Raw genomic sequence first — 20,120 nt, 5'->3', positions numbered from 1 at the left:
GGCGGGGCGTTGCGGGAAATGTTGTTGGCTTGCGGGACCCTTCGCGGGCAAGCCTCGCTCCTACAGAGAGCGAGGCTTGCCCGCGAAGGCGTCATCACTGCCCGAACAACACTTTCTGTCCCTCAGGCGACGTAAACATCCCATCCCCGTTATGCCCAACCCCGGGCACTTCGATCAATTGCTGATTCAATCCTTGCGGATGGCTACGCTTCAAAAACTCAAAATAATTGCGCCCGCGAATCAATCGATTAGCGCCTTGGGCTTTCGCCTCGCAGCTTTTATCCAGCGCCGGATGGTTCGGATCGATGTCCTGCTGCCCCAGTAGATAAACGATGTCACGCTGAACGTAGTTTTCCTCCAGTTGCACGGGCGTTTGTCCTTCGGCGTAAGCGGGCAAATCTGACAGGCCATACTTCCAGCGGTTGAACGCCGGGCAACCGGCGTGACTGAACGCCACTGGCCGCCGCTCATCGAAATACGCGTAGGAAGACGGATTGGCGATGACGTAGCGCATGTGCACGCCAGCCGCCTTGAGCTCCGGTTGATCGTGACTCAACAACGCATAACGCTGAACCACCTGAGCGCCGCCCGAGTGGCCCGCGATGACGACATCCTTCACGTCCGGAAACTGTCGACGATCGCCGAGCCGGGCGATGATCTGGTCGAGTGCCGCGTAGGAACTCAGCGCAAACGGAGCGGTGGATAAACCGCCGGCCATCCAGTCATTGCCCTGCCAACGCAACACAGTGTCGGCGACTGGATGGAGTGCCACGTCGGTTTCATTGAGAAATTGCGGAGCGATCACCAACGTATGGGCGCTTTGCCCGGCTTGCTCTGCCGCCCGCTCGGCACTCTGGCGGTAGGTTTCAGCATTGCGCAACCGACCATGGATGATGATCAGCACGCGCTCGATTTTCGCCGGCGCCGGGCCGATGCCCACCGCCATCTCACCTTCTTTCAACAAGAGTCGGCCGGGGCTGATCTCCTTGACCCCATGCTCGGCAGCCTGGGTACAGGTGCAAGTAAACAACAACATCAACAACCACTTTTTCATTTACAGATTTTTCGCCGCAAAGGTATCGCACTGGCCCACCTGGCCTTGCGCAAATCCGGTTTTGAACCAGCGCACCCTTTGCGCCGACGTGCCATGGGTAAACGAGTCCGGCACCACGCGACCCTGGCCTTGCTGCTGCAAGCGGTCGTCGCCGATGGCGTTGGCGGCGTTCAAGGCTTCTTCGATGTCGCCCGGCTCCAGCCAGTTCAGGCGTTGCTGTGCATTGTTGGCCCAGACACCCGCGAGGCAATCCGCTTGCAGTTCCTGACGCACCAACAAGCCACCGTCACCTTCCATTTGCCGGCCTTGCTGACGGGCTGCCTGAATTTTCGCGGAAACACCGAGCAAGGTCTGAACATGGTGTCCGACTTCGTGAGCGATCACGTAGGCCTGAGCGAAATCACCCGCAGCGGCAAAGCGTTGCGACATTTCCTGGAAGAAACTCATGTCCAGGTAAACCTTCTGGTCTGCGGGGCAATAGAACGGCCCGGTCGCCGAGGTGGCCAGACCGCACGCCGAGTTCACCCGGTTGCTGAACAGCACCAGCGTAGGATCTTTATACTGTCGGCCGGCCTGCTGGAAAATCTGGCCCCAGGTGTCTTCGGTGTCACCGAGGATCGAACGGACGAATTCCGCCCCTTCATCATTGGCTGGCGGTGCCTTGCGGGTTTGTGTCGAGGCCGGTGCCGATTGCTCGGTCATCTGCCCGGTGAGTTGGCCGAGGATCTGCAACGGGTCCTGGCCGGTGATCCAGCCGATCCCGACAATCAGAATGATCGCGGTCAGGCTCAGGCCCTTGCCGCCACCAAAACGCATCCCGCCGCCACCACCGCCGACGTCATCACCACGGGCATCGACCACGTTGTCGCTGCGTCGGCCTTTTTTCCATAGCATGTGGGAATCCTCTGATTATCGTGGGGATGAGTGTTGCTGGTGAGTGGGAGCGGCGCCAGTCCGGTCGTCCGGCTTTTATGCGGGCGGGAACATTACTGAGTGTATTGAACGTGGATAGCCCATCGAATTCCGTCAGGTGATGGGTTTTTTATGACGTCAGGGCGAACGCCCTATGACTTGTAGGAGCCGGCTTGCCGGCGATGGCGATCTTATGGACGCTATCGCCGGCAAGCCGGCTCCTACGAAAAGCAGTCCGGTGCTTACCGGTCGAACGCATCCCACACCGGCGCGAAGTCAGGGCTGACCAGTCGTTCGCGTTTCGACAAACCGGCAATCAACGCCCGGTCTTCGTCATCGAGCTGGACGTCCAGCGAGGCCAGGTTGGCCAGTTGATTAGCCTCGCTGCTGGCCTTGGGGATCGCCGCAACGTTCGGTTGATCAAGCAGCCATTTGAGCGCCACTTGTGCTGGCAGAACCCCGTGTCTGGCGGCGACCTGCTGGATTTGCGGGATGTCCGAGACCTTGTTGCGGGCCAGCGGCGAGTAGGCCGTCAGTGCCAGGTCATGTTGACGAGCGTAGTCCAGCAGCGCGTTTTGTCCGAGCAACACGTGGTATTCAACCTGAATGGCTGACAGCGGCGCGCCCAGTTCTTCGACGACTTTACGCAGCAGCGGCAGCGGAAAATTCGCCACGCCGATATTGCGCGCCAGGCCTTGCTCCTTGAATGACACCAGGGTTTCGATCGTGCGTGGAAGGTCCCAATCGGTGGTCGGCCAGTGGACCATGAACAGGTCAACGTAATCGCTGCGCAAGGCCTTGAGGCTGCGATCCATGGAGTGGCGCATGGCATCGGGTTGCAGTTGATCCCACCAGATTTTGGTGGTGACGTGGATCTGCTCGCGAGGCGTAGGACTGTTCGCCAGCGCCTGACCGACGGCCTCTTCGTTGTTGTAGGCGGCAGCGGTGTCGATATGCCGATAACCCAACTTCAACGCCTGTTCGACGGCGCGTGTGCATTCTTCGCCGAGCATCGGCCAGGTGCCGAGGCCGAGTTTTGGCATGTTCAAACCCTGTGCATTAACGATGCGCTGCATGGTCGATCTCCTGTTCGTAAGCAGTGATGCCGGCGATATGTCGCGCGGCGATGTAGCCGAACGTCAGTGCCGGGCCGAGATTAATGCCGCCGGCGGGGTAATGCCCGCCCATGATGCTGGCCATGTCACCGCCTGCGGCGTACAGCCCGGCGATGGCCTGGCCGGATTCGCCGAGGACCTGGGCGTGTTGATTGACCTTGAGCCCGGCGAAGGTGCCGAAGCAGCCGGGCTGGACCTTCACCGCGTAAAACGGCCCTTGCTCGATGGGGGCGACGCACGGGTTGGGTTGATGCAAGGCGTCACCCTGTTTGCGGTTGTAAGGCGTCGAACCGCGACCAAACAAGGGGTCTTCACCGTTGCGCGCATGCTGGTTGTAGTCCGCCACAGTGCTGCGCAAGCCGTTCGGGTCGATGCCGCAGGCGTGGGCCAATTCCTCGATCGTGTTGCCGGTTATCAGATAGCCGCTGCGGATAAAGGATGACAACGGAACCGGAAACGGCCGAGAGATGCCTAGCCCATATCGGCGTTGAAAGCCATGGGCGCAAATCAGCCAGGAGGCAACCTCTTCGCCGGCAGGCGCAGCAGCGACCATGGCCGTTACATAGTCGTAGTAGCCGTTCGCTTCATTGACGAAGCGCTGGCCGTTGCTCAGTACGCCGATGATCCCCGGTTTGCCCCGCTCGATAATGTGCGGGAAGTGACCGATGCTGCCATCCCTGTGTGGCACTTGCGAGACCGGCGCCCACGCTACGGGAGAGGCCATGTCGGTGTTGACCCGGGCCCCGGCGCTTTCGCCCAGGCGCAAACCGTCACCGGCCACACCGAGGGGGGGCAGTGCCCAGTGTTCGTTGCCGGTCGGTGTGCGCGGGAACAGTGCCTTGCGCCGCTCGGTGTCATTGGCAAACCCACCGGCCGCGAGCACCACAGCCTTGCGTGCATGGATGCGGACCTTGCCCTTGGCGGTGCTCACCAGCGCGCCCTGGACCTTATCGCCTTCGCGAAGCAACTCGCTGACAGGCGCTGATTCCCAGAGCAGCACGCCAAGGTCTTCGGCAGATTTTGCCAGGCGTGCGACCAGCGCCACGCCGTTGACCAGCTGCATCGCCCGGCCATGCACAATCAGGTCGAGCAGGTGCCGGGTGAAGCGCCGGGTGACGTGCCACGCAGCAGGCACCGAACGGGTCAGGTTGAGAAACGCGGCCAGGTCCGCCCCTGCCATGATCGGCATGCCCATGAACGAAGTTTCCCGCATGGTTTTGCGAAGACGCCTCAGCAGCTTGCCGACCTTTCGCCCGTCATAGGGCGCAGCGATCACCGAACGTCCGCCCGTTCCGGCACCGGGCGTATCGCCATGTATGTCGGCGATGGCATTGCCATCGGCGAATTGCAGCGAGGTGTGCTGTTCGAAGAAGGCGACCATCCGTGGGCCCGCCTCAAGGAACGCATCGATCATTGCCGGTTCGTAGCGCTCACCGAGTTCATGCTTGAGATAGGTGCGCGGCAACTCGACGTCTTCGACGATGCCGGCGCGGCGCGCCAGAGGATTGCACGGCACCCAGGCCCAGCCGCCGGACCACGCCGTGGCTCCGCCGAATACCGGGTCTTTCTCCACCACGATGACTTTCAATCCGTGCCATGCAGCGGTAACCGCTGCCGATAACCCGGCTGCACCGGAGCCGACGATCAAAACATCGCAGTCGATGTCTGGAGAGCTGTGGGATTCGGCAGGCATTGTTTAAAACTCCGGTGCGTATTTTTAGAATTTGATTCCAGAAAATATAGTGACGTGAATCCGCTCGGCAACCACTCAGCCGATAAAACGGGCGGTTACCGAACAAGCAGTTCCAGATTTCGCATTAAGCGGTTTGTCTTCTAGAATCGGGCAAATTTCAGGCGGAACCTTCCATGGCCGGCAGTCAGATCGAACGTGTTTTCAGCGTGCTGGAAAGCCTCACCAGTGACCCTCGCGGCCTGCCGATGCAGACGCTGGCAGAGCAACTGGACATCCCTAAAAGCGCGACTCATCGCTTGCTCGCCGAGCTGATTCGGCTGGGTTACGTGCGGCAGAATCCGGATAACCTGCGCTATCACTTGTCGACCAAACTGGTGGCCATGGGGTTCCGTTATCTGTCGGGAAGCGGCGCCGATATCGTGCAGCCAGTGCTTGATCGCCTGGCCCAGGAAACCGGTGAACTGGTGCGTCTCGGGGTCATCGAGGGCGAGCGTCAAACCTGGATCGCCAAGTCCCAGGGCGCCCGCTCCGGTCTGCGTTACGACCCGGACATGGGCCGTGATGCGCCGCTGTTTTACACGGCGTCGGGCCATGCGTGGCTGGCGTGCATGAGCGATGCCGAAGCGTTGTCGCTGGTGGAACGCCAGGGCGGCGAGCGGCCAAAAGACCTCGGGCCGAACGCGCCGCGCTCCAACATTGAATTGCTCGAGCGCCTGCGTCTGGCGCGGGAGCAGGGCTACGCCTGGGTCGAAGAGAGTTCGGCGGTGGGCACATCGGCGATTGCGGCGGTGGTGCGTCACCCGAGCGATGGGCGAGTGATCGGGGTGCTGAGCATTGCCGGGCCGAGCGCGCGGATGCCGGGGGCGCGGCTGCATGAGTTGGCGCCGCTGTTGTTGAGATTTGCCGAAGAGTTGTCGGCGGCGAGTCTCGCGTCGGAATTCTTCAGTTAACCACCGCCGCACAGGAAACCCTGTGGGAGCGGGCTTGCTCGCGAATGCGGTCTATCAGCGCATAAATGCTGCGACTGACACACCGCATTCGCGAGCAAGCCCGCTCCCACATGGATCTTTGTTCGCCGGAAAGTTGTGCGTTGTTCGCACGCTTTCGTGAATCGCTTGTGTAAGAATCTGGAACCAGGTTCTAAATTGTTGAGGGTCAATCAACAATAATCACAAGAGGACCGCACCATGACTTCGCCCGTTCGCATCGCTCTGATCGGTGCCGGCAACATGGGCCAGCAGCATTACCGGCATCTGCACACCCTGAAGGACGCGACCCTGTGCGCGGTAGCCGACCCTGGCCCGCAAGCGGCAGGTCTCGCCGCCGAATGGGGCGTGGGGTATTTCTCCGATCACCGTCAGATGTTGGAACAGGTGAAGCCGGACGCGGTCATCGTGGCCAACCCGAACACGCTGCACGTCAACACCGCGCTCGATTGCCTGGCTGCCGGCGTGCCGGTCCTGCTGGAAAAACCGGTCGGCGTGCACCTGGATGAGGCGCGCGAGTTGGTAGCCGCCTCGAAAGCCACCGGCGTCCCGGTACTGGTCGGCCATCATCGTCGACACAATCCGCTGATCGTCCGCGCCCGCGAACTGGTGCAAAGCGGTGCTTTGGGACGGCTGACGACGGTGACCGCGCTCTGGCAGTTGCGCAAACCCGACAGTTACTTCGAAACGCTGTGGCGCCGCGAGCCAGGCGCGGGAATGTTGCTGACCAACCTGATCCATGACCTCGATCTGCTGCGCCATCTGTGCGGCGAAGTGCGGCAGGTTCAAGCGATCACCAGCAATGCCGTGCGCGGGTTTGCCAACGAGGATTGTGCGGCGGTGTTGCTGCAATTCGACAACGGCGCTCTGGGCAGCCTGACCGGTTCCGACGCGGTGGCGGCGCCCTGGAGTTGGGAGCTGGATTCCGGGGAGAACCCGGTGTATCCGCGTCAGGCGGATCAGCCGTGTTACTTGCTGGCCGGTACCGGCGGCGCGTTGAGCATTCCGCAACTCAAGCGCTGGCATTACGCCGACGCTGATGGGGGATGGCATCAACCCTTGTTGCCGGTGCAGGAAAGCGTCAGCGCCGATGAAGCCCTGGGTTTGCAGTTGCAGCATTTCGTGCGCGTGGTGCGTCGGGAAGTCGAGCCGTTGGTCAGCGCTGCCGATGCGGCACGCACACTGGCGTTGATCGAAGCCATCCGCGAGGCCGCCGAAACCGGTCGCGCCTGCACCCCCGTGGTGATCGAGGAATGAACATGAATGAACGGATCTTTTCCCTGGCCAGTCTGACGGTACTGGAATTGTCACCGCCGCAGATGGTGGACGTCGCGGCACGTGCCGGGTACAGCCACGTGGGACTACGCCTTGAGCCGGCGACACCCGAAGAACATCACTTTGCGCTGGTAGCCGATGTCGGTTTGCGGCGTGAGACGCTGGCGCGGCTGCGCGACACCGGTATTCGTGTGCTGGATGTTGAAATCCTGCGTCTTAAACCGGACACCGTCGTCGCCGACTTCGAGAAAATTCTGGCAGTCGGTGCGGAGTTTGGTGCCAGTGAATTGCTGGTGGCGGGTAACGATTCTGACGAGCAGCGGCTGACGGAAAACTTCGCCCGGCTCTGTGATCTGGCGGCGCCTTACGGACTGCACCCGCACCTGGAGTTCATGCCCTGGACTGATGCGCGCAATCTTGAACAAGCGGTGCGCATTGTCGAAAACGCTGATCGTGAAAACGGCGCGGTATTGGTTGATGCTTTCCATTTCGACCGCTCGGGTTCTCGGCTGGAAGATCTGGCCAAAGTCGCCCCGTCACGGTTACGGTATGCGCAGTTGTGCGATGTGGCGGGGCCGCGGCCGATGGACATGGCGGAGATTTTGCGTCAGGCCCGCAACGAGCGACGTTTTCCGGGTGATGGCGATTGTGATCTGGCGGGGTTGTTGCAGTGTTTGCCGGCCGATATTCCGCTAAGCCTGGAGATTCCAACGGTGAAGTTGTTGGAGCAGGGCGTGAGCGGGTTGCAGCGGGCGCAGATGGCGCTGGATAAGGCCCGGGAATTGTTGGCAAGAATCTAGAAGGTGCTGCGCACCTGTTCGCGGGCAAGCCACGCTCCTACAGGGGCAATGGATAACCCTGTAGGAGCGAGGCTTGGTCTGGGCGGCACTCCGACGAAGCTTTTGACTTTCGAAGTAAAAAAGGATCCCCAATGACCGTCAGCACCCCGCTCTCCGGCGTAAACCAACCCTTCAAAGGGATTTTGCTGATCGTCTTCGCCACCTTTCTCTTCTCCAGCCATGACGCCTTGTCGAAATACCTTTCGGGGTTCTACCCGATTGTCATGGTGGTCTGGGCCCGGTATGTGGTTCACACCTTGTTGATGGCAGGGATTTTTCTGCCGCAATCCGGGCTGCGAGTCCTACGCACCAAACGGCCGTTGCTGCAGTTGCTGAGGGCGTTGTGCCTGTTGGGCACCAGTCTGTTTTTCACCACCGGCTTGCAGTACATCCCGTTGGCCGAAGCCACCGCGGTCAACTTTCTTGCGCCGGTCCTGGTGACTGCTCTGTCGGTGCCGCTGCTGCGTGAGCGCGTCACCCGTGGTCAATGGATCGCGGTGATTTGCGGATTTATCGGCGTATTGATCATCGTCCATCCCGGCGGTGATCTGTTCACGCCAGCGGTGCTGCTGCCGCTCTGCTCGGCGCTGTTTTTCTGCTTCTATCAATTACTCACCCGCAAGCTCAGCAGCGTCGACAGCCCGACCACCAGCAACTTTTTCGCCGGGTTGTGCAACACCCTGGTGATGAGCGCGCTGGTGCCGTTCTTCTGGCAAGTACCGAGCCTCGGGCATGGATTGATGATGGTGGCGCTGGGGGCATGCGGGATGACGGCGCACTTGTTTCTGACTCAGGCATTCCGCTACGCCGCTCCGGCGCTGTTGGCGCCGTTCGGCTATTGCCAGATTGTCTTCGCCGGTTTGCTCGGCTGGTTGCTGTTTTCCCACACGCCGACCCTGACCACGGTGGTCGGGATCGCGGTGATTTGCTGCAGCGGTTTGGCGGCGGCCTGGCAGCAAAGCCGTCGCTGAACAGGGTCAGAATCTGAAGCGCACCACCAGGTTTTGCAGGCCGGTCGCCAGTTGCGACAATTCCTGGCTGGTGGCGCTGGTCCGGGTCGAGGCGTCGGCACTTTCCAGCGACAGGTCGCGGATGTTCAGCAAATTGCGATCCACCTCGCGGGCCACTTGCGCCTGTTCCTCTGACGCGCTGGCGATCACCAGATTACGTTCATGGATCTGCTCCATGGCCCGGGTGATTTCTGCCAGTGCCAGACCCGCCTGTTCGGCAATCGACAAAGTGTCGGCGACGCGCTGACTGTTGTCGTGCATCGACAGCACCACGCTGTCGGTATCGCCCCGCACCCGGCCAATCATCTGTTCGATTTCGCGGGTCGATTGCTGGGTGCGATGAGCCAGCGCCCGTACTTCATCGGCCACCACTGCAAACCCACGCCCGGCTTCCCCGGCGCGGGCGGCCTCGATGGCGGCATTGAGCGCGAGCAGGTTGGTCTGTTCGGCGATGGCGCGGATCACGTCCAGCACCTTGCCGATTTCCCGGGATTGCTCGGCCAGCGTTTGCACCTGCTGCAGAGCGATGCCGGCATTGCTGCTCATCGCCTGAATCGAATCCAGTGTCTCAATGACCCGCGTCTGGCCCTGGTTGGCTTGCTGCGTGGACAGGCGAGTGCTGTCGGAAGTCGACACCGCGTTACGTGCGACTTCTTCCACCGCGACCGTCATCTCGTTGACGGCCGTGGCGGCTTGCTCGATTTCATTGTGTTGCTGTTGCAGCCGAGCGGAATCCTGCCGAGTGTTCTGATTCATCTGCTGCGCAGCCGCCGCCAATTGCGTCGAGGTGCCGCTGATCAGTTGCAGGGTTTCGCGCAGGCTGGTTTGCATGGCCGACAAGGCCTTGAGTAAACGTGCGGTTTCATCGCTGCCGTGGCTGTGGATCGGTTTGCTCAAGTCCCCGGCGGCGACTTGCTCGGCTACGGCGACAGCCTGACGGATCGGAACGACGATGCTGCGAATCAGCAGCCAGGCCAGGCACAAAGTCAGGAGCGCAACGGCGATCAGCGCACCGATCACGGTGAACTTCACCTGGTTGTAAAGCGAGTCGGCCTGGTTGGCCGACAGGCTGACTTCATTGGCGGCAAGGGCCATCAATTCGGCGAACTGGTCACCGGTCTGGGTCGAGTACTCCTGGATTTTGCCGTTGAGCAGCGCGGTCATGTCTTCGCTGCGGTTCTCCCGCGACAGCGCTTCGTATTGCGCCAACGCCTGACGGTAACGGGTGACGGTGGCAACGAACTTTTCGTACGGCTCCCGGTTGTAATCACCGACCAGCGGGGTGAATTTTTCCAGCGTCTCGCCCAGCCAGCCTTGTACTTGATGCAGGCGTGTGACAGTAGCATCGAGCACTTTCGGGTCGCGGTTGAGTGCCATGCGCAGGCTGAGTACGCGAATGCTCAGGACATAGTCTCGGATTTCACCCAGGTAGCGAACGCTCGGCAGGGAGATGTTTTCCGTGTGCTGACCGGTGGCGCGGACCTGCGCAACCTGTTTGAGGGCGAACAATCCCTGCAACAGAACCAGCAGGGCGATAACGCCGAAGCTGATCACGGCGCGTTTGGCAATGCTCAAGTGACCTGGCGACATGGTGGGTCTCTGTGGTGTTGAGAAAGAAGGGGGCATTCATAAATCCTGCGCATAAAAAAACGCAGGCCCGGGATCAGGCCTGCGTTTGGGGTGTATCAGTTTTCGACTGTAGGAATCTTGCGCGGCGCCATGAAGTACATCCAGGTCAGCGCGATGAAGTACATCGCCGGAATGATGGTGAACAGCACGGTGTAGTTGTTGTTGGTGATGGTCAGAATGTGGCCGACCAACTGGGTCATGAACATCCCGCCAATCGCCGCACACATGCCGCCGAAGCCGAACACCGTACTCATCATGTGTTTAGGTGTGTAGTCCATCACCAGGCTCCAGATGTTCGCGGTCCAGGCCTGGTGTGCACCGATGGCCAGGGAGATCGCAAACACCGCCACCCACAGGCTGCTCGAACCGGCGGCCATGACCACGCCGATGATGCAGCAGGCGAACAGGAACATCGACATCAAGCGCGCCTTGATCGGGTTGATCCCGCGGCCGATCAGGAACGAGGACAGGATGCCGCCGCCAACGCTGCCGAAGTCGGCGGTGAGGTAGATGATGATCAGCGGGATACCCATCTGGGTCACGTTGATCCCCAGGTTGTATTGCTGATTGAGGAACGGCGGCAGCCAGTACAGGTAGAACCAGAACACCGGCGCGGTGATCGAGTAGGCGAGGGCGAAGGCCCAGGTGCCACGCATGCGCAGGATTTTGGAGAACGGTACGCGGGATTGTTCCGGTTCGACTTCCTTCTGGATGTAGTCCAGTTCCGATTGTTTAACGCTTGGGTGATCTTCCGGGTTGAAGTACTTCAGGCCCCAGAACAGCAGCCAGATGCCGCCCAGCGACGCCATGCACAGGAACGCGGCCTGCCAGCCCCACACGTGCAGGATCAGCGGCAGCAGCATCGGGGTGAACATCGCACCGACGTTGGTGCCGGCGTTGAAGATGCCGGTGGCCACGGCGCGTTCACCGGCCGGGAACCACAACCGCGTGGTTTTCACGCAAGCCGGGTAGTTGGCGGCTTCGGTCAGCCCGAGGATAAAGCGGCAAACCATGAAGCCGACCGCTGACGTGGCCAGGCCATGGGCGCCGGTTGCCAGGCTCCAGAGCAGCACTGCGCAGAAGAACACGCGCTTCACGCCGACCCGGTCGATCAGCCGGCCTTGCAGCACGAAACCGATGGCGTAGCCGACCTGGAACCAGAAGTTGATGTTGGCGTAATCCATCGCCGTCCAGCTCATTTCCTTGGCCAGGATCGGCTGCATCACGCCCAGTGCGGCGCGGTCGATGTAGTTCAGGGTGGTGGCGAAAAACACCAGCGCCAGCATGCCCCAACGGGTCTTGCCGACGGCCATGGCGCCGCGGATCTTGTCGCCGATGCCACCGACGGCAGGAGTCGTGGAGGAACGCTCCACGGGAGAGCTTTGAGAAGGAGTCATGTAGGCCACCGATTATTTTTATGTGGTGTTCTGAGTCTTGGGTCACCGAGACCGATGGTTGTGACCGGACTCAATGTGTAGTGGATGGTGGGCAGTGGACGAAAAATCGTCAATTCGCCAAAGGCCATTGTGTTCGATAATCGCACGGAAAACTAACCGGATAGTACACTTTGAATTGCTGTGCTCGATACTACGGCCAATAATTTACTCCATGAAAAACGCGGTCCCTTGTAGGAGCCGGCTTGCTGGCGATGGCGTCCGCGAGATCGCCATCGTCGGAACGCCGCCCGCAGCAAGCCGGCTCCTACAAAACCTCTAACAAGACAGTCTCCACCACCGGGAGTCGAAACATGCAGCGTTCCATTGCCACCGTGTCCTTGAGCGGTACCCTGCCGGAAAAACTCGAAGCCATTGCCGCCGCCGGTTTCGACGGGGTGGAGATTTTCGAGAACGACCTGCTCTATTACGACGGCAGTCCTCGGGAAATTAAACAGATGTGCGCCGATCTCGGGATCGCCATCACGCTGTTTCAACCGTTCCGCGATTTCGAAGGCTGCCGCCGCGACCGCCTGCCGCGAAATCTGGAGCGGGCCGAGCGCAAGTTCGACCTGATGCAGGAACTGGGCACTGACCTGGTGCTGGTGTGCAGCAACGCTTCCGCCGATTCCGTGGGTGATGAGCAAATCCTCGTCGACGACTTGCGCCTGTTGGCCGAACACGCCGGTGCGCGTGGCCTGCGAATCGGTTACGAGGCGTTGGCCTGGGGCCGACACGTCAACACCTGGCAGCAGGTGTGGAACATCGTTCGCCAGGCGGACCACCCAAGTCTGGGCGTGTTGCTGGACAGTTTCCACACGTTGTCGCTCAAGGGCGATCCGAGTGCCATCGCCGACATTCCCGGCGAGAAAATTTTCTTCGTGCAAATGGCTGACGCGCCGATCCTGGCCATGGACGTGCTGGAATGGAGCCGGCATTTCCGCTGCTTCCCGGGCCAGGGCGAATTCGATTTGCCGGGGTTCCTCGCGCCGATCATCAAAAGTGGCTACACCGGGCCGTTGTCGCTCGAGATCTTCAACGACGGCTTCCGCGCCGCACCGCCACGGGCCAACGCCGCCGACGGTTTACGTTCGTTGCTGTACCTGGAAGAGAAGACCCGCGAGCGGCTGGCGCAGGAAACCAAACCTGCGGCCAGCCCGGACATTCTGTTCGAGACGCCGAAGGCCAGTGAATACAACGGCATCGAATTTCTTGAGTTCGCCGTGGACGAAAGCCTCGGCGCCAGGCTTTCTCATTGGCTGGAGCGGCTGGGCTTCGTCAAGGCCGGTCAACACCGTTCAAAAAGCGTGAGCCTGATGCGTCAGGGCGACATCAACCTGATTCTCAACTCCGAGCCCTACTCGTTTGCCCACAGCTTTTTCGAAGCGCATGGCCCGTCGCTTTGCGCCACTGCGGTGCGGGTCAATGACAGCGCCAGCGCGCTGGCCCGGGCCGTGGCTTACAAAGGTCAGCCTTATCGCGGACTGGTCGGCCCCAATGAGCTGGAACTGGCTGCGGTGCGCGCGCCGGATGGCAGCCTGATTTACCTGGTGGACCAGGACGCCGACGTCTACGGCACCGACTTCAATCTGCAACCGACGGAAACGGCCAGCGGTGGCCTCAAGCGCATCGACCACATGGCCATGGCGTTGCCGGCCGACAGCCTCGACAGTTGGGTGCTGTTCTACAAAAGCCTGCTGGATTTCGAAGCCGATGACGAAGTGGTGCTGCCCGATCCGTATGGTCTGGTGAAGAGCCGGGCGCTGCGTAGCCGCGACAGTTCGATCCGCTTGCCGCTGAACATTTCCGAGAACCGCAACACCGCGATCTCACACGCGCTGTCGAGTTATCGCGGCTCCGGCGTGCATCACATCGCGTTTGACTGCGACGATATCTTTGCCGAAGTCCGTCGGGCCAAGGAGGCGGGCGTACCGCTGCTGGATATCCCGCTCAACTATTACGATGACCTGGCGGCGCGGTTCGATTTCGACGACGAATTCCTCAGCGAACTGGCTTATTACAACGTGCTGTACGACCGTGATGCCCAGGGCGGTGAGCTGTTCCACGTTTACACCGAGCCGTTCGAAGGGCGGTTCTTCTTTGAAATCATCCAGCGCAAGAACGGCTATGCCGGTTACGGCGCGGCCAACGTGGCGGTGCGGCTGGCGGCGATGGCCAAATCCCGCAGCGGCGCCATTCGTCAGGCGAAGTTGTAGCAATTTCGTAAACGCGAGGTTAAACCGCTGCCGCGCGGCTTCCTTCACTGTGCCGTGCGGCTCATAATCGCCAGCCTGTGCAGTGATGGCCGTGAGCCCGCAATGACAATGACATCAGAACTCTCCGTAGCGCCCGACGAACCCTTGGCCGAGCCACGCAAGAGTCGCAAGAACAACCCGGAAAAGACCCGCGAGAACATTCTTCAAGAGGCCATTGTAGAGTTCGTCCAGCAGGGGCTTTCCGGCGCTCGCGTCGATGCTATCGCCGAGCGCATTCACACCTCCAAACGCATGATCTATTACTACTTCGGCAGTAAGGAACAGCTCTACATCGAGGTGCTGGAGAAGCTCTACGGCGATATCCGCAGCACCGAAAACCGCCTGCACCTGGCCGAGCTGGCGCCGGTGGAGGCGATTCGGCGGTTGGTGGAATTCACCTTCGATCACCATGATCGCAATGTCGATTTCGTGCGCATCGTCAGCATCGAGAACATTCACAACGCCGAATTCGTGAAGCGCTCCGATGCGATCAAGGCGATGAACAACACCATTCTTGATTCACTGGGTGTGATATTGCGTCGCGGGGTTGAAGAGGGTGTGTTCCGGGCGGGGCTTGAGCCCTTGGATGTGCATCTGTTGATCAGTTCGTTCTGCTTCTATCGCGTGTCGAACCGCCATACGTTTGGTGAGATTTTTCAGATCGACCTGCCGGACGAAAGCATCAAGCAGCGTCATCGAGAGATGATTTGCGAGTCGGTGTTGCGATACCTGCAGGCCTGACGCCTTCGCGGGCGAGCCTCGCTCCTACAGGTTTTGCGTTGATCTGTAGGAGCGAGGCTTGGTCTGGGCGGCATTCCGACGAAGCTTTTCAGCTATTCATGCTTTGAAAATGCGCCAGCATTCGCTGTGCATCCGGCACCACGCCGCTGAACAATTCAAACGCCTTCACCGCCTGAAACACCGCCATGTTGCCGCCATCCAGTGTGCGGCATCCCAAGGCGCGGGCGTTGCGCAGCAGTTCGGTTTCCAGCGGGAAGTACACGATCTCTGCCACCCACAACTGTGGTCTTAGCAACTCCACCGGGACTGGCATGCCAGGCAGCTTTTTCATGCCCATGGGCGTGGTGTTTACCAGGCCGTCAGCCTGAGCCAGCGTGTTCGGCAAATCATGACCCGCCACGGCTCGGCCAGCGCCGAAATGCTGATTGAGATTGTCCGCCAGACTCTGCGCGCGACTGATTTCCACATCGAAAATGCTCAACCGCTGTACGCCTTCGCTCAATAGCGCGTGGGCCACCGCCGCACCGGCACCACCGGCGCCCATCTGGACGACACGCTCAAGGGCAACGCCCTGCAAGCCACGGCGAAAACCTTCGGCAAATCCCAGGCAATCGGTGTTGTGGCCGATGCGTCTGCCGTCCTTTAACACCACCGTGTTCACCGCGCCGATACCGCGGGCTTCCGGCGACAATTCGTCGAGCAGGGGGATGATCGACTGCTTGCACGGAAAGGTGATGTTCAGGCCGGTGAAGTTCATACGTTCCGCCGCTATCAACAGGTCGGACAGGGCGCTGCTGTCGAGTTTCAACTGATCGAGGTCGATCAGGCGGTAGAGGTAACGCACACCCTGGGCGTCGCCTTCATGTTCATGCAGTGCGGGCGTGCGGGACGCCTGAATGCCGGCGCCGATCAGCCCGGCCAGTACCGCGTTGTTCTGAGTCACGGCGTTCACCCTTTCAAGCGCAGGCTGAAATGCTCCAGCGCCAGGCGATAGCCGTGGCTGCCGAAACCGGCCATTACTGCGGTGGCAATGGCTGAAACAAAGGAGTGGTGGCGGAAAGGTTCGCGAGCATGGACGTTGGACAGGTGGACTTCGATCACCGGCAATTCGCTGGCGACCAGGGCGTCACGAATGGCGACCGAGGTATGAGTCCAGGCAGCCGGGTTGATGACGATCCCGGCGCAACGACCGCGGGCGGCGTGAATCCAGTCGAGCAGTTCGCCTTCATGGTTGGTCTGGCGAAACTCCACCGCCAGGCCGAACTCTTCGGCGGCCCGGCCGCACAACGCTGCGATATCCGCCAGGGTTTCGTGGCCGTAAGTTGCCGGTTCACGGGTGCCGAGCAGGTTCAGGTTCGGGCCGTTGAGCACCAGAACGATAGGGTTCATCAGGGTCTCTCCACATATTATTTTTGGCATGGGCTGATGCTTCAGCCTGTGGAGATAAATTGTACTAGATGGTTAATTTGGTCAATTGAACAGGCGCCAAGACGGAGGTTTGTGTGCGGTGATCGGACGGTTTCGGCATCTCAACGCGGCAAATGCTCTATCAGAAAATCAATAAACGCCCGTAATCGCAGAGGTACATGGCGGCTTTGCGGGTAAAGCAGGGTGAATGGTCGTGACCGTCCGCCGTAAGGTTTGAGGATTTCCACCAGCGAGCCATCGGCCAGCTCTTTTTCGACGATAAAACGATAGGTCTGGAATAGACCCGCCCCATGTTTGGCCAGGGTCACGCCGCCCAGCACGTCGTCGGAACAACTGAGATCGCCCTCGGCGAGAATCTCGCGCTGCACGCCATCGTCGTTGAACAGCCAGGCAATCCGCCGACCGCTGCTGGGCAAATCGTACTGGATGCATTCATGATTTTTCAGGTCATCCAGGGTTTGCGGCGTGCCCGCGCGCTTCAGGTAATCGGGGCTGGCGATCATCACCAATTGCGCGTCCTCCAGTTGCCGGGCGATCAGCCCGGAATCCGGAATCGCCCGCACGCGGATGGCCAAGTCATAGCCTTCACCGACGAAATCGATGTTGCGATTGCTGATGTGCGACTCGACTTTCACCTGCGGAAAACGCTCCCGAAACGCCGGCAGCAACGGCAGGATCCGGTGATGCGCATACGTCGTGGGGATACTGATGCGCAAGGTGCCGGAAGGCTCTTGCTGCTGGCCCATCACCTCGCGTTGGGCCTCGACCAATTGCGCCAGCGCCTGACGACATTCTTCGTAATACCGGCGCCCGCTATCCGTCAGTTTGACGCTGCGAGTGGTGCGCGCGAACAGCCGCACACCCAGGCGTTCCTCCATGCGCGACACGGACCGACTCACCGCTGCCGGCGTCACGCCAGCGACCAGCGCAGCGGCGGTGAAGCTGCCCGCTTCGGCGGCGAGGCAAAACAGTTCGATGCTGCCGAGTTGAAGATCGTCGAATGTTCGCTGCATGATTGATTACACCGGGGATCAAATGGAGGACTTGATGCAGTGTTTATCAAATTGCGGAAAGGATTGCTTACCATTTTTGCAGCTTATCGCCATGCAAGCCGCTGATGGACATGGCCGCCTCGGTCATTGCTTCGCGCAATGGTCGCCAAAGCAGCGCCGCCAAAGCGGAGGCTACGCAAACCAGAAATCACCGAATGAGCACGCACAAAAAAGCCGTCGAAATGACGGCTGTTTTGTATCGCTCAGCAGCAATCAACGCCGGGTCAACAACACTCCGGATTCCATGTGGTGAGTCCACGGGAACTGGTCGAACATTGCGCATTGGGTAATGCGGTGGGTGTCGTGCAACTGGGCGATGTTGGCCGCGAGGGTTTCCGGGTTGCAGGAGATGTACAGGATATTGTCGAAGCGTCGGGTCAACTCGCAGGTGTCCGGGTCCATGCCGGCGCGAGGCGGGTCGACGAAGACGCTGCCGAACTCGTAGCTCTTGAGGTCGATGCCGTGCAGGCGACGGAACGGGCGAACTTCGTTCAGGGCTTCGGTCAGCTCTTCGGCGGACAGGCGCACCAGCGTGACGTTGTTTACCGCGTTTTCGCTGAGGTTGCTCAGTGCCGCGTTGACCGAGGTCTTGCTGATCTCTGTGGCCAGCACTTTGCGTACGCGGGTCGCGAGCGGAAGCGTGAAGTTGCCGTTACCGCAATACAGTTCCAGCAGATCGTCCGGGCGGTCGCCGAGTGCGTCGTAAGCCCAGTTCAACATCTTCTGGTTCACGGTGCCGTTGGGCTGGGTGAACGCGCCTTCCGGCTGACGGTAGCTGAACGTGCGGCCACCGACTTCCAGTTTTTCGACCACGTAATCGTGGCCGATCACTTCGCGTTTGCCCTTGGAGCGGCCAATCACGCTGACGTTCAGGTCTGCCGCTAGTTTTGACGCCGCCGCGTGCCAGTGTTCGTCCAGCGGGCGGTGATAGCACAGCGTGATCATCGCATCGCCGGCCAGCGTGGTCAGGAACTCCACCTGAAACAGCTTGTGGCTCAGGGCCGCACTGGCTTTCCACGCGGCCTTGAGCTGCGGCATCAGTTGATTGATGCGCAGGCTGGCAATCGGGAACTCTTCGATCAGGATCGGCGTGCGTTTGTCTTCCTGGGAAAACATCGCGTAGTGACGCTCGCCGGCTTCGCGCCACAGGCGGAATTCGGCACGCAGGCGGAAGTTCTTCAGCGGCGAGTCAAATACGGCTGGCTCAGGCGCATCGAACGGGGCCAGCAGGTCGCGCAGGCGCGTGACCTTTTCTTCGAGCTGAACGGTGTAAGCCTGGGAATCAAAAGTCATGCGTTGAACCAACCCAACTTGATCACAAACAGAATCGACAGAATCACCAGCGCCGGGTTCAGCTCACGGCCGCGACCGGACAGCAGCTTGATGGCGGTCCAGGAAATGAAACCGAAGGCGATGCCGTTGGCGATGGAGTAAGTGAATGGCATGGCCAGGGCAGTGACCACGACCGGTGCGGCAACAGTGATGTCGTCCCAGTCTATTTCGGCCAGGCCGGAAGTCATCAGGACTGCGACGAACAGCAGTGCCGGCGCCGTGGCAAATGCCGGAACACTGGCGGCCAGTGGCGAGAAGAACAGCGCCAGCAGGAACAGGATCGCCACCACAATGGCCGTCAGACCGGTGCGGCCACCGGCGCTCACACCTGCTGCGGATTCGATGTAGCTGGTGGTGGTCGACGTACCCAGCAACGAACCGGCCATGGCCGCGGTGCTGTCCGCGATCAGCGCGCGGCCCATTTTCGGCATGTGGCCGTCCTTGCCCATCAGGCCGGCGCGCTTGGCGACGCCGATCAGGGTGCCGGAGTTGTCGAACAGGTCGACGAACAGGAAGGCGAAGATCACGCTGACCAGACCGATGTCCAGTGCACCTTTGATGTCCAGTTGCAGGAAGGTCGGCGCCAGCGATGGCGGCATCGACATCACGCCGCCGAACGGGGTGAAACCGAGGGCAATCGACGCAATGGTCACGACCAGAATCCCGATCAGCACCGCACCGCGCACGGCGAGGGCTTCAAGGGCAACGATCAGGGCAAAACCCAGTGTGGCGAGGATCGGTGCCGGTTGTTTCAGGTCACCGAGGCCGACCATAGTCGCCGGATTGCTGACTACGATGCCGGCGTTGTGCAGGGCGATCAGCGCCAGGAACAGGCCGATACCGGCAGCAATCGCCGAACGCAGCGGCAGCGGGATGCTGTTGATGATCCATTCCCGGATGCGGAAGATCGACAGCAGGAAGAAGCACACTGCCGAGATGAACACCGCGCCCAGCGCCACTTGCCAGGTGTGGCCCATGTGCAGGACCACGGTGTAGGTAAAGAAGGCGTTCAGGCCCATGCCCGGCGCGAGGGCGATCGGGTAGTTGGCGATCAGGCCCATGGTCGTGGAGCCGATGGCGGCTGCCAGACAGGTGGCGACAAACACCGCACCTTTGTCCATGCCGGTCTCGCCGAGGATGCTCGGGTTGACGAACAGAATGTAGGCCATGGCCAGGAAGGTCGTGACGCCCGCAAGAATCTCGGTCCGCACGTTGGTGTTGTGTGCCTTGAGTTGAAACAGCCTTTCCAGCATGTCTGCTCCCCGTGGCGCGCCCGGCGCCGTGAATGTATCGACCTCAACAGCAAAGCACAGACCGCTGCAGGCGCCTGGTAATTTTCTGTGGGTCGGAAAAAGCCGCGCATCAT

Annotated in this window: 18 protein-coding genes; 7 read left to right on the top strand and 11 right to left on the bottom strand. The window is 60.6% G+C overall.

From position 1 onward, the window contains the following. Positions 1 to 94: 94 nt before the first annotated feature. From ACM6IO_RS04615 to ACM6IO_RS04600, 4 genes are all read right to left on the bottom strand, one after another. On the bottom strand, positions 95 to 1,054 hold the full coding sequence (locus ACM6IO_RS04615) for an alpha/beta hydrolase (RefSeq protein WP_414911033.1): 960 nt from the start codon (positions 1,052 to 1,054) through the stop codon (positions 95 to 97). Continuing rightward, positions 1,055 to 1,948 carry a neutral zinc metallopeptidase gene (locus ACM6IO_RS04610; protein WP_414911032.1) on the bottom strand — a complete coding sequence of 298 codons (894 nt, stop codon included), beginning with the start codon at positions 1,946 to 1,948 and terminating at the stop codon, positions 1,055 to 1,057. It lies immediately after the preceding gene. A gap of 260 nt (positions 1,949 to 2,208) precedes the next feature. After that, on the bottom strand, positions 2,209 to 3,042 hold the full coding sequence (locus tag ACM6IO_RS04605) for an aldo/keto reductase (RefSeq protein ID WP_414911031.1): 834 nt from the start codon (positions 3,040 to 3,042) through the stop codon (positions 2,209 to 2,211). Then, a complete protein-coding gene (locus ACM6IO_RS04600; RefSeq protein ID WP_414911030.1) occupies positions 3,026 to 4,774 on the bottom strand; it encodes an FAD-dependent oxidoreductase in 1,749 nt (582 codons plus the stop codon). Before ACM6IO_RS04600 ends, ACM6IO_RS04605 begins: the two co-directional genes overlap by 17 nt. A 173-nt stretch (positions 4,775 to 4,947) precedes the next feature. Here ACM6IO_RS04600 and ACM6IO_RS04595 point away from each other — a divergent pair, with 173 nt between their 5' ends. The 4 genes from ACM6IO_RS04595 (at position 4,948) to ACM6IO_RS04580 (ending at position 8,845) form a co-directional block, all read left to right on the top strand. Beyond that, positions 4,948 to 5,724: an IclR family transcriptional regulator gene (locus ACM6IO_RS04595; RefSeq protein ID WP_008028937.1), complete on the top strand. Its 777-nt coding sequence runs from the start codon at positions 4,948 to 4,950 to the stop codon at positions 5,722 to 5,724. Between the two features lie 237 nt (positions 5,725 to 5,961). Beyond that, positions 5,962 to 7,017 carry a Gfo/Idh/MocA family protein gene (locus tag ACM6IO_RS04590; protein WP_414911029.1) on the top strand — a complete coding sequence of 352 codons (1,056 nt, stop codon included), beginning with the start codon at positions 5,962 to 5,964 and terminating at the stop codon, positions 7,015 to 7,017. Between the two features lie 2 nt (positions 7,018 to 7,019). Beyond that, a complete protein-coding gene (locus ACM6IO_RS04585) occupies positions 7,020 to 7,835 on the top strand; it encodes a sugar phosphate isomerase/epimerase family protein (RefSeq protein ID WP_414911028.1) in 816 nt (271 codons plus the stop codon). 131 nt (positions 7,836 to 7,966) lie between these two features. Continuing rightward, positions 7,967 to 8,845 carry a DMT family transporter gene (locus tag ACM6IO_RS04580; protein ID WP_008028930.1) on the top strand — a complete coding sequence of 293 codons (879 nt, stop codon included), beginning with the start codon at positions 7,967 to 7,969 and terminating at the stop codon, positions 8,843 to 8,845. Between the two features lie 6 nt (positions 8,846 to 8,851). Here the strand turns inward: ACM6IO_RS04580 and ACM6IO_RS04575 are convergent, their stop codons facing one another. Together ACM6IO_RS04575 and ACM6IO_RS04570 are read right to left on the bottom strand one after the other, a co-directional pair. Then, positions 8,852 to 10,474, bottom strand: coding sequence for a methyl-accepting chemotaxis protein (locus tag ACM6IO_RS04575; RefSeq protein WP_414911027.1), 1,623 nt, complete (start codon positions 10,472 to 10,474; stop codon positions 8,852 to 8,854). A gap of 95 nt (positions 10,475 to 10,569) precedes the next feature. Continuing rightward, on the bottom strand, positions 10,570 to 11,826 hold the full coding sequence (locus ACM6IO_RS04570; RefSeq protein WP_223414472.1) for an MFS transporter: 1,257 nt from the start codon (positions 11,824 to 11,826) through the stop codon (positions 10,570 to 10,572). A 434-nt stretch (positions 11,827 to 12,260) separates the two neighbouring features. Between ACM6IO_RS04570 and quiC the strand changes: the two genes are divergently transcribed. Together quiC and ACM6IO_RS04560 are read left to right on the top strand one after the other, a co-directional pair. Next, on the top strand, positions 12,261 to 14,162 hold the full coding sequence (gene quiC, locus ACM6IO_RS04565; RefSeq protein WP_223415828.1) for a 3-dehydroshikimate dehydratase QuiC: 1,902 nt from the start codon (positions 12,261 to 12,263) through the stop codon (positions 14,160 to 14,162). Between the two features lie 102 nt (positions 14,163 to 14,264). Then, positions 14,265 to 14,942 (top strand): TetR/AcrR family transcriptional regulator, encoded by a 678-nt coding sequence (locus ACM6IO_RS04560; protein WP_192228022.1) that lies wholly within the window; start codon positions 14,265 to 14,267, stop codon positions 14,940 to 14,942. Positions 14,943 to 15,030: 88 nt separating this feature from the next. Here ACM6IO_RS04560 and ACM6IO_RS04555 read toward each other — a convergent pair whose 3' ends face one another. The 3 genes from ACM6IO_RS04555 to ACM6IO_RS04545 form a co-directional block, all read right to left on the bottom strand. Further along, complete coding sequence (locus ACM6IO_RS04555; RefSeq protein WP_414911026.1) at positions 15,031 to 15,885, bottom strand: shikimate dehydrogenase; 855 nt, start codon at positions 15,883 to 15,885, stop codon at positions 15,031 to 15,033. A 5-nt stretch (positions 15,886 to 15,890) separates the two neighbouring features. Further along, complete coding sequence (gene aroQ / locus ACM6IO_RS04550) at positions 15,891 to 16,331, bottom strand: type II 3-dehydroquinate dehydratase (protein ID WP_008028918.1); 441 nt, start codon at positions 16,329 to 16,331, stop codon at positions 15,891 to 15,893. A 140-nt stretch (positions 16,332 to 16,471) separates the two neighbouring features. Continuing rightward, entirely contained in the window at positions 16,472 to 17,383 is a 912-nt protein-coding gene (locus ACM6IO_RS04545; protein ID WP_008028916.1) for a LysR family transcriptional regulator, read from the bottom strand. Between ACM6IO_RS04545 and ACM6IO_RS04540 the strand changes: the two genes are divergently transcribed. Further along, a complete protein-coding gene (locus ACM6IO_RS04540) occupies positions 17,382 to 17,675 on the top strand; it encodes a hypothetical protein (protein ID WP_414911025.1) in 294 nt (97 codons plus the stop codon). The two genes, ACM6IO_RS04545 and ACM6IO_RS04540, sit on opposite strands and share 2 nt — an antisense overlap. On the opposite strand, the gene trmA is transcribed toward ACM6IO_RS04540, so the two are convergent. Together trmA and ACM6IO_RS04530 are read right to left on the bottom strand one after the other, a co-directional pair. Next, positions 17,636 to 18,715 (bottom strand): tRNA (uridine(54)-C5)-methyltransferase TrmA, encoded by a 1,080-nt coding sequence (gene trmA, locus ACM6IO_RS04535; protein ID WP_414911024.1) that lies wholly within the window; start codon positions 18,713 to 18,715, stop codon positions 17,636 to 17,638. The two genes, ACM6IO_RS04540 and trmA, sit on opposite strands and share 40 nt — an antisense overlap. Continuing rightward, entirely contained in the window at positions 18,712 to 20,007 is a 1,296-nt protein-coding gene (locus ACM6IO_RS04530) for an NCS2 family permease (RefSeq protein ID WP_008028910.1), read from the bottom strand. Before ACM6IO_RS04530 ends, trmA begins: the two co-directional genes overlap by 4 nt. Positions 20,008 to 20,120 lie beyond the last annotated feature (113 nt).

Origin of the sequence: Pseudomonas sp. IT-P44, from assembly GCF_949768225.1 — a bacterium.
Classification (GTDB): Bacteria; Pseudomonadota; Gammaproteobacteria; order Pseudomonadales; family Pseudomonadaceae; genus Aquipseudomonas; species Aquipseudomonas migulae.
Note: the sequence above shows the minus strand (reverse complement) of the source record. Positions and strands in the feature narration are given on the sequence as shown.

Excerpts from the sequence above, each read along its gene's own strand:
- ACM6IO_RS04530 (WP_008028910.1), bottom strand. The coding sequence starts at position 20,007 with ATGCTGGAAAGGCTGTTTCAACTCAAGGCACACAACACCAACGTGCGG.
- trmA (WP_414911024.1), bottom strand. The coding sequence starts at position 18,715 with ATGACTTTTGATTCCCAGGCTTACACCGTTCAGCTCGAAGAAAAGGTC.
- ACM6IO_RS04585 (WP_414911028.1), top strand. The coding sequence starts at position 7,020 with ATGAATGAACGGATCTTTTCCCTGGCCAGTCTGACGGTACTGGAATTG.
- ACM6IO_RS04575 (WP_414911027.1), bottom strand. The coding sequence starts at position 10,474 with ATGTCGCCAGGTCACTTGAGCATTGCCAAACGCGCCGTGATCAGCTTC.
- ACM6IO_RS04600 (WP_414911030.1), bottom strand. The coding sequence starts at position 4,774 with ATGCCTGCCGAATCCCACAGCTCTCCAGACATCGACTGCGATGTTTTG.
- ACM6IO_RS04545 (WP_008028916.1), bottom strand. The coding sequence starts at position 17,383 with ATGCAGCGAACATTCGACGATCTTCAACTCGGCAGCATCGAACTGTTT.
- ACM6IO_RS04605 (WP_414911031.1), bottom strand. The coding sequence starts at position 3,042 with ATGCAGCGCATCGTTAATGCACAGGGTTTGAACATGCCAAAACTCGGC.
- ACM6IO_RS04560 (WP_192228022.1), top strand. The coding sequence starts at position 14,265 with ATGACAATGACATCAGAACTCTCCGTAGCGCCCGACGAACCCTTGGCC.
- aroQ (WP_008028918.1), bottom strand. The coding sequence starts at position 16,331 with ATGAACCCTATCGTTCTGGTGCTCAACGGCCCGAACCTGAACCTGCTC.
- ACM6IO_RS04615 (WP_414911033.1), bottom strand. The coding sequence starts at position 1,054 with ATGAAAAAGTGGTTGTTGATGTTGTTGTTTACTTGCACCTGTACCCAG.
- ACM6IO_RS04595 (WP_008028937.1), top strand. The coding sequence starts at position 4,948 with ATGGCCGGCAGTCAGATCGAACGTGTTTTCAGCGTGCTGGAAAGCCTC.
- ACM6IO_RS04540 (WP_414911025.1), top strand. The coding sequence starts at position 17,382 with ATGATTGATTACACCGGGGATCAAATGGAGGACTTGATGCAGTGTTTA.
- ACM6IO_RS04580 (WP_008028930.1), top strand. The coding sequence starts at position 7,967 with ATGACCGTCAGCACCCCGCTCTCCGGCGTAAACCAACCCTTCAAAGGG.
- ACM6IO_RS04570 (WP_223414472.1), bottom strand. The coding sequence starts at position 11,826 with ATGGCCGTCGGCAAGACCCGTTGGGGCATGCTGGCGCTGGTGTTTTTC.
- quiC (WP_223415828.1), top strand. The coding sequence starts at position 12,261 with ATGCAGCGTTCCATTGCCACCGTGTCCTTGAGCGGTACCCTGCCGGAA.
- ACM6IO_RS04610 (WP_414911032.1), bottom strand. The coding sequence starts at position 1,948 with ATGCTATGGAAAAAAGGCCGACGCAGCGACAACGTGGTCGATGCCCGT.
- ACM6IO_RS04590 (WP_414911029.1), top strand. The coding sequence starts at position 5,962 with ATGACTTCGCCCGTTCGCATCGCTCTGATCGGTGCCGGCAACATGGGC.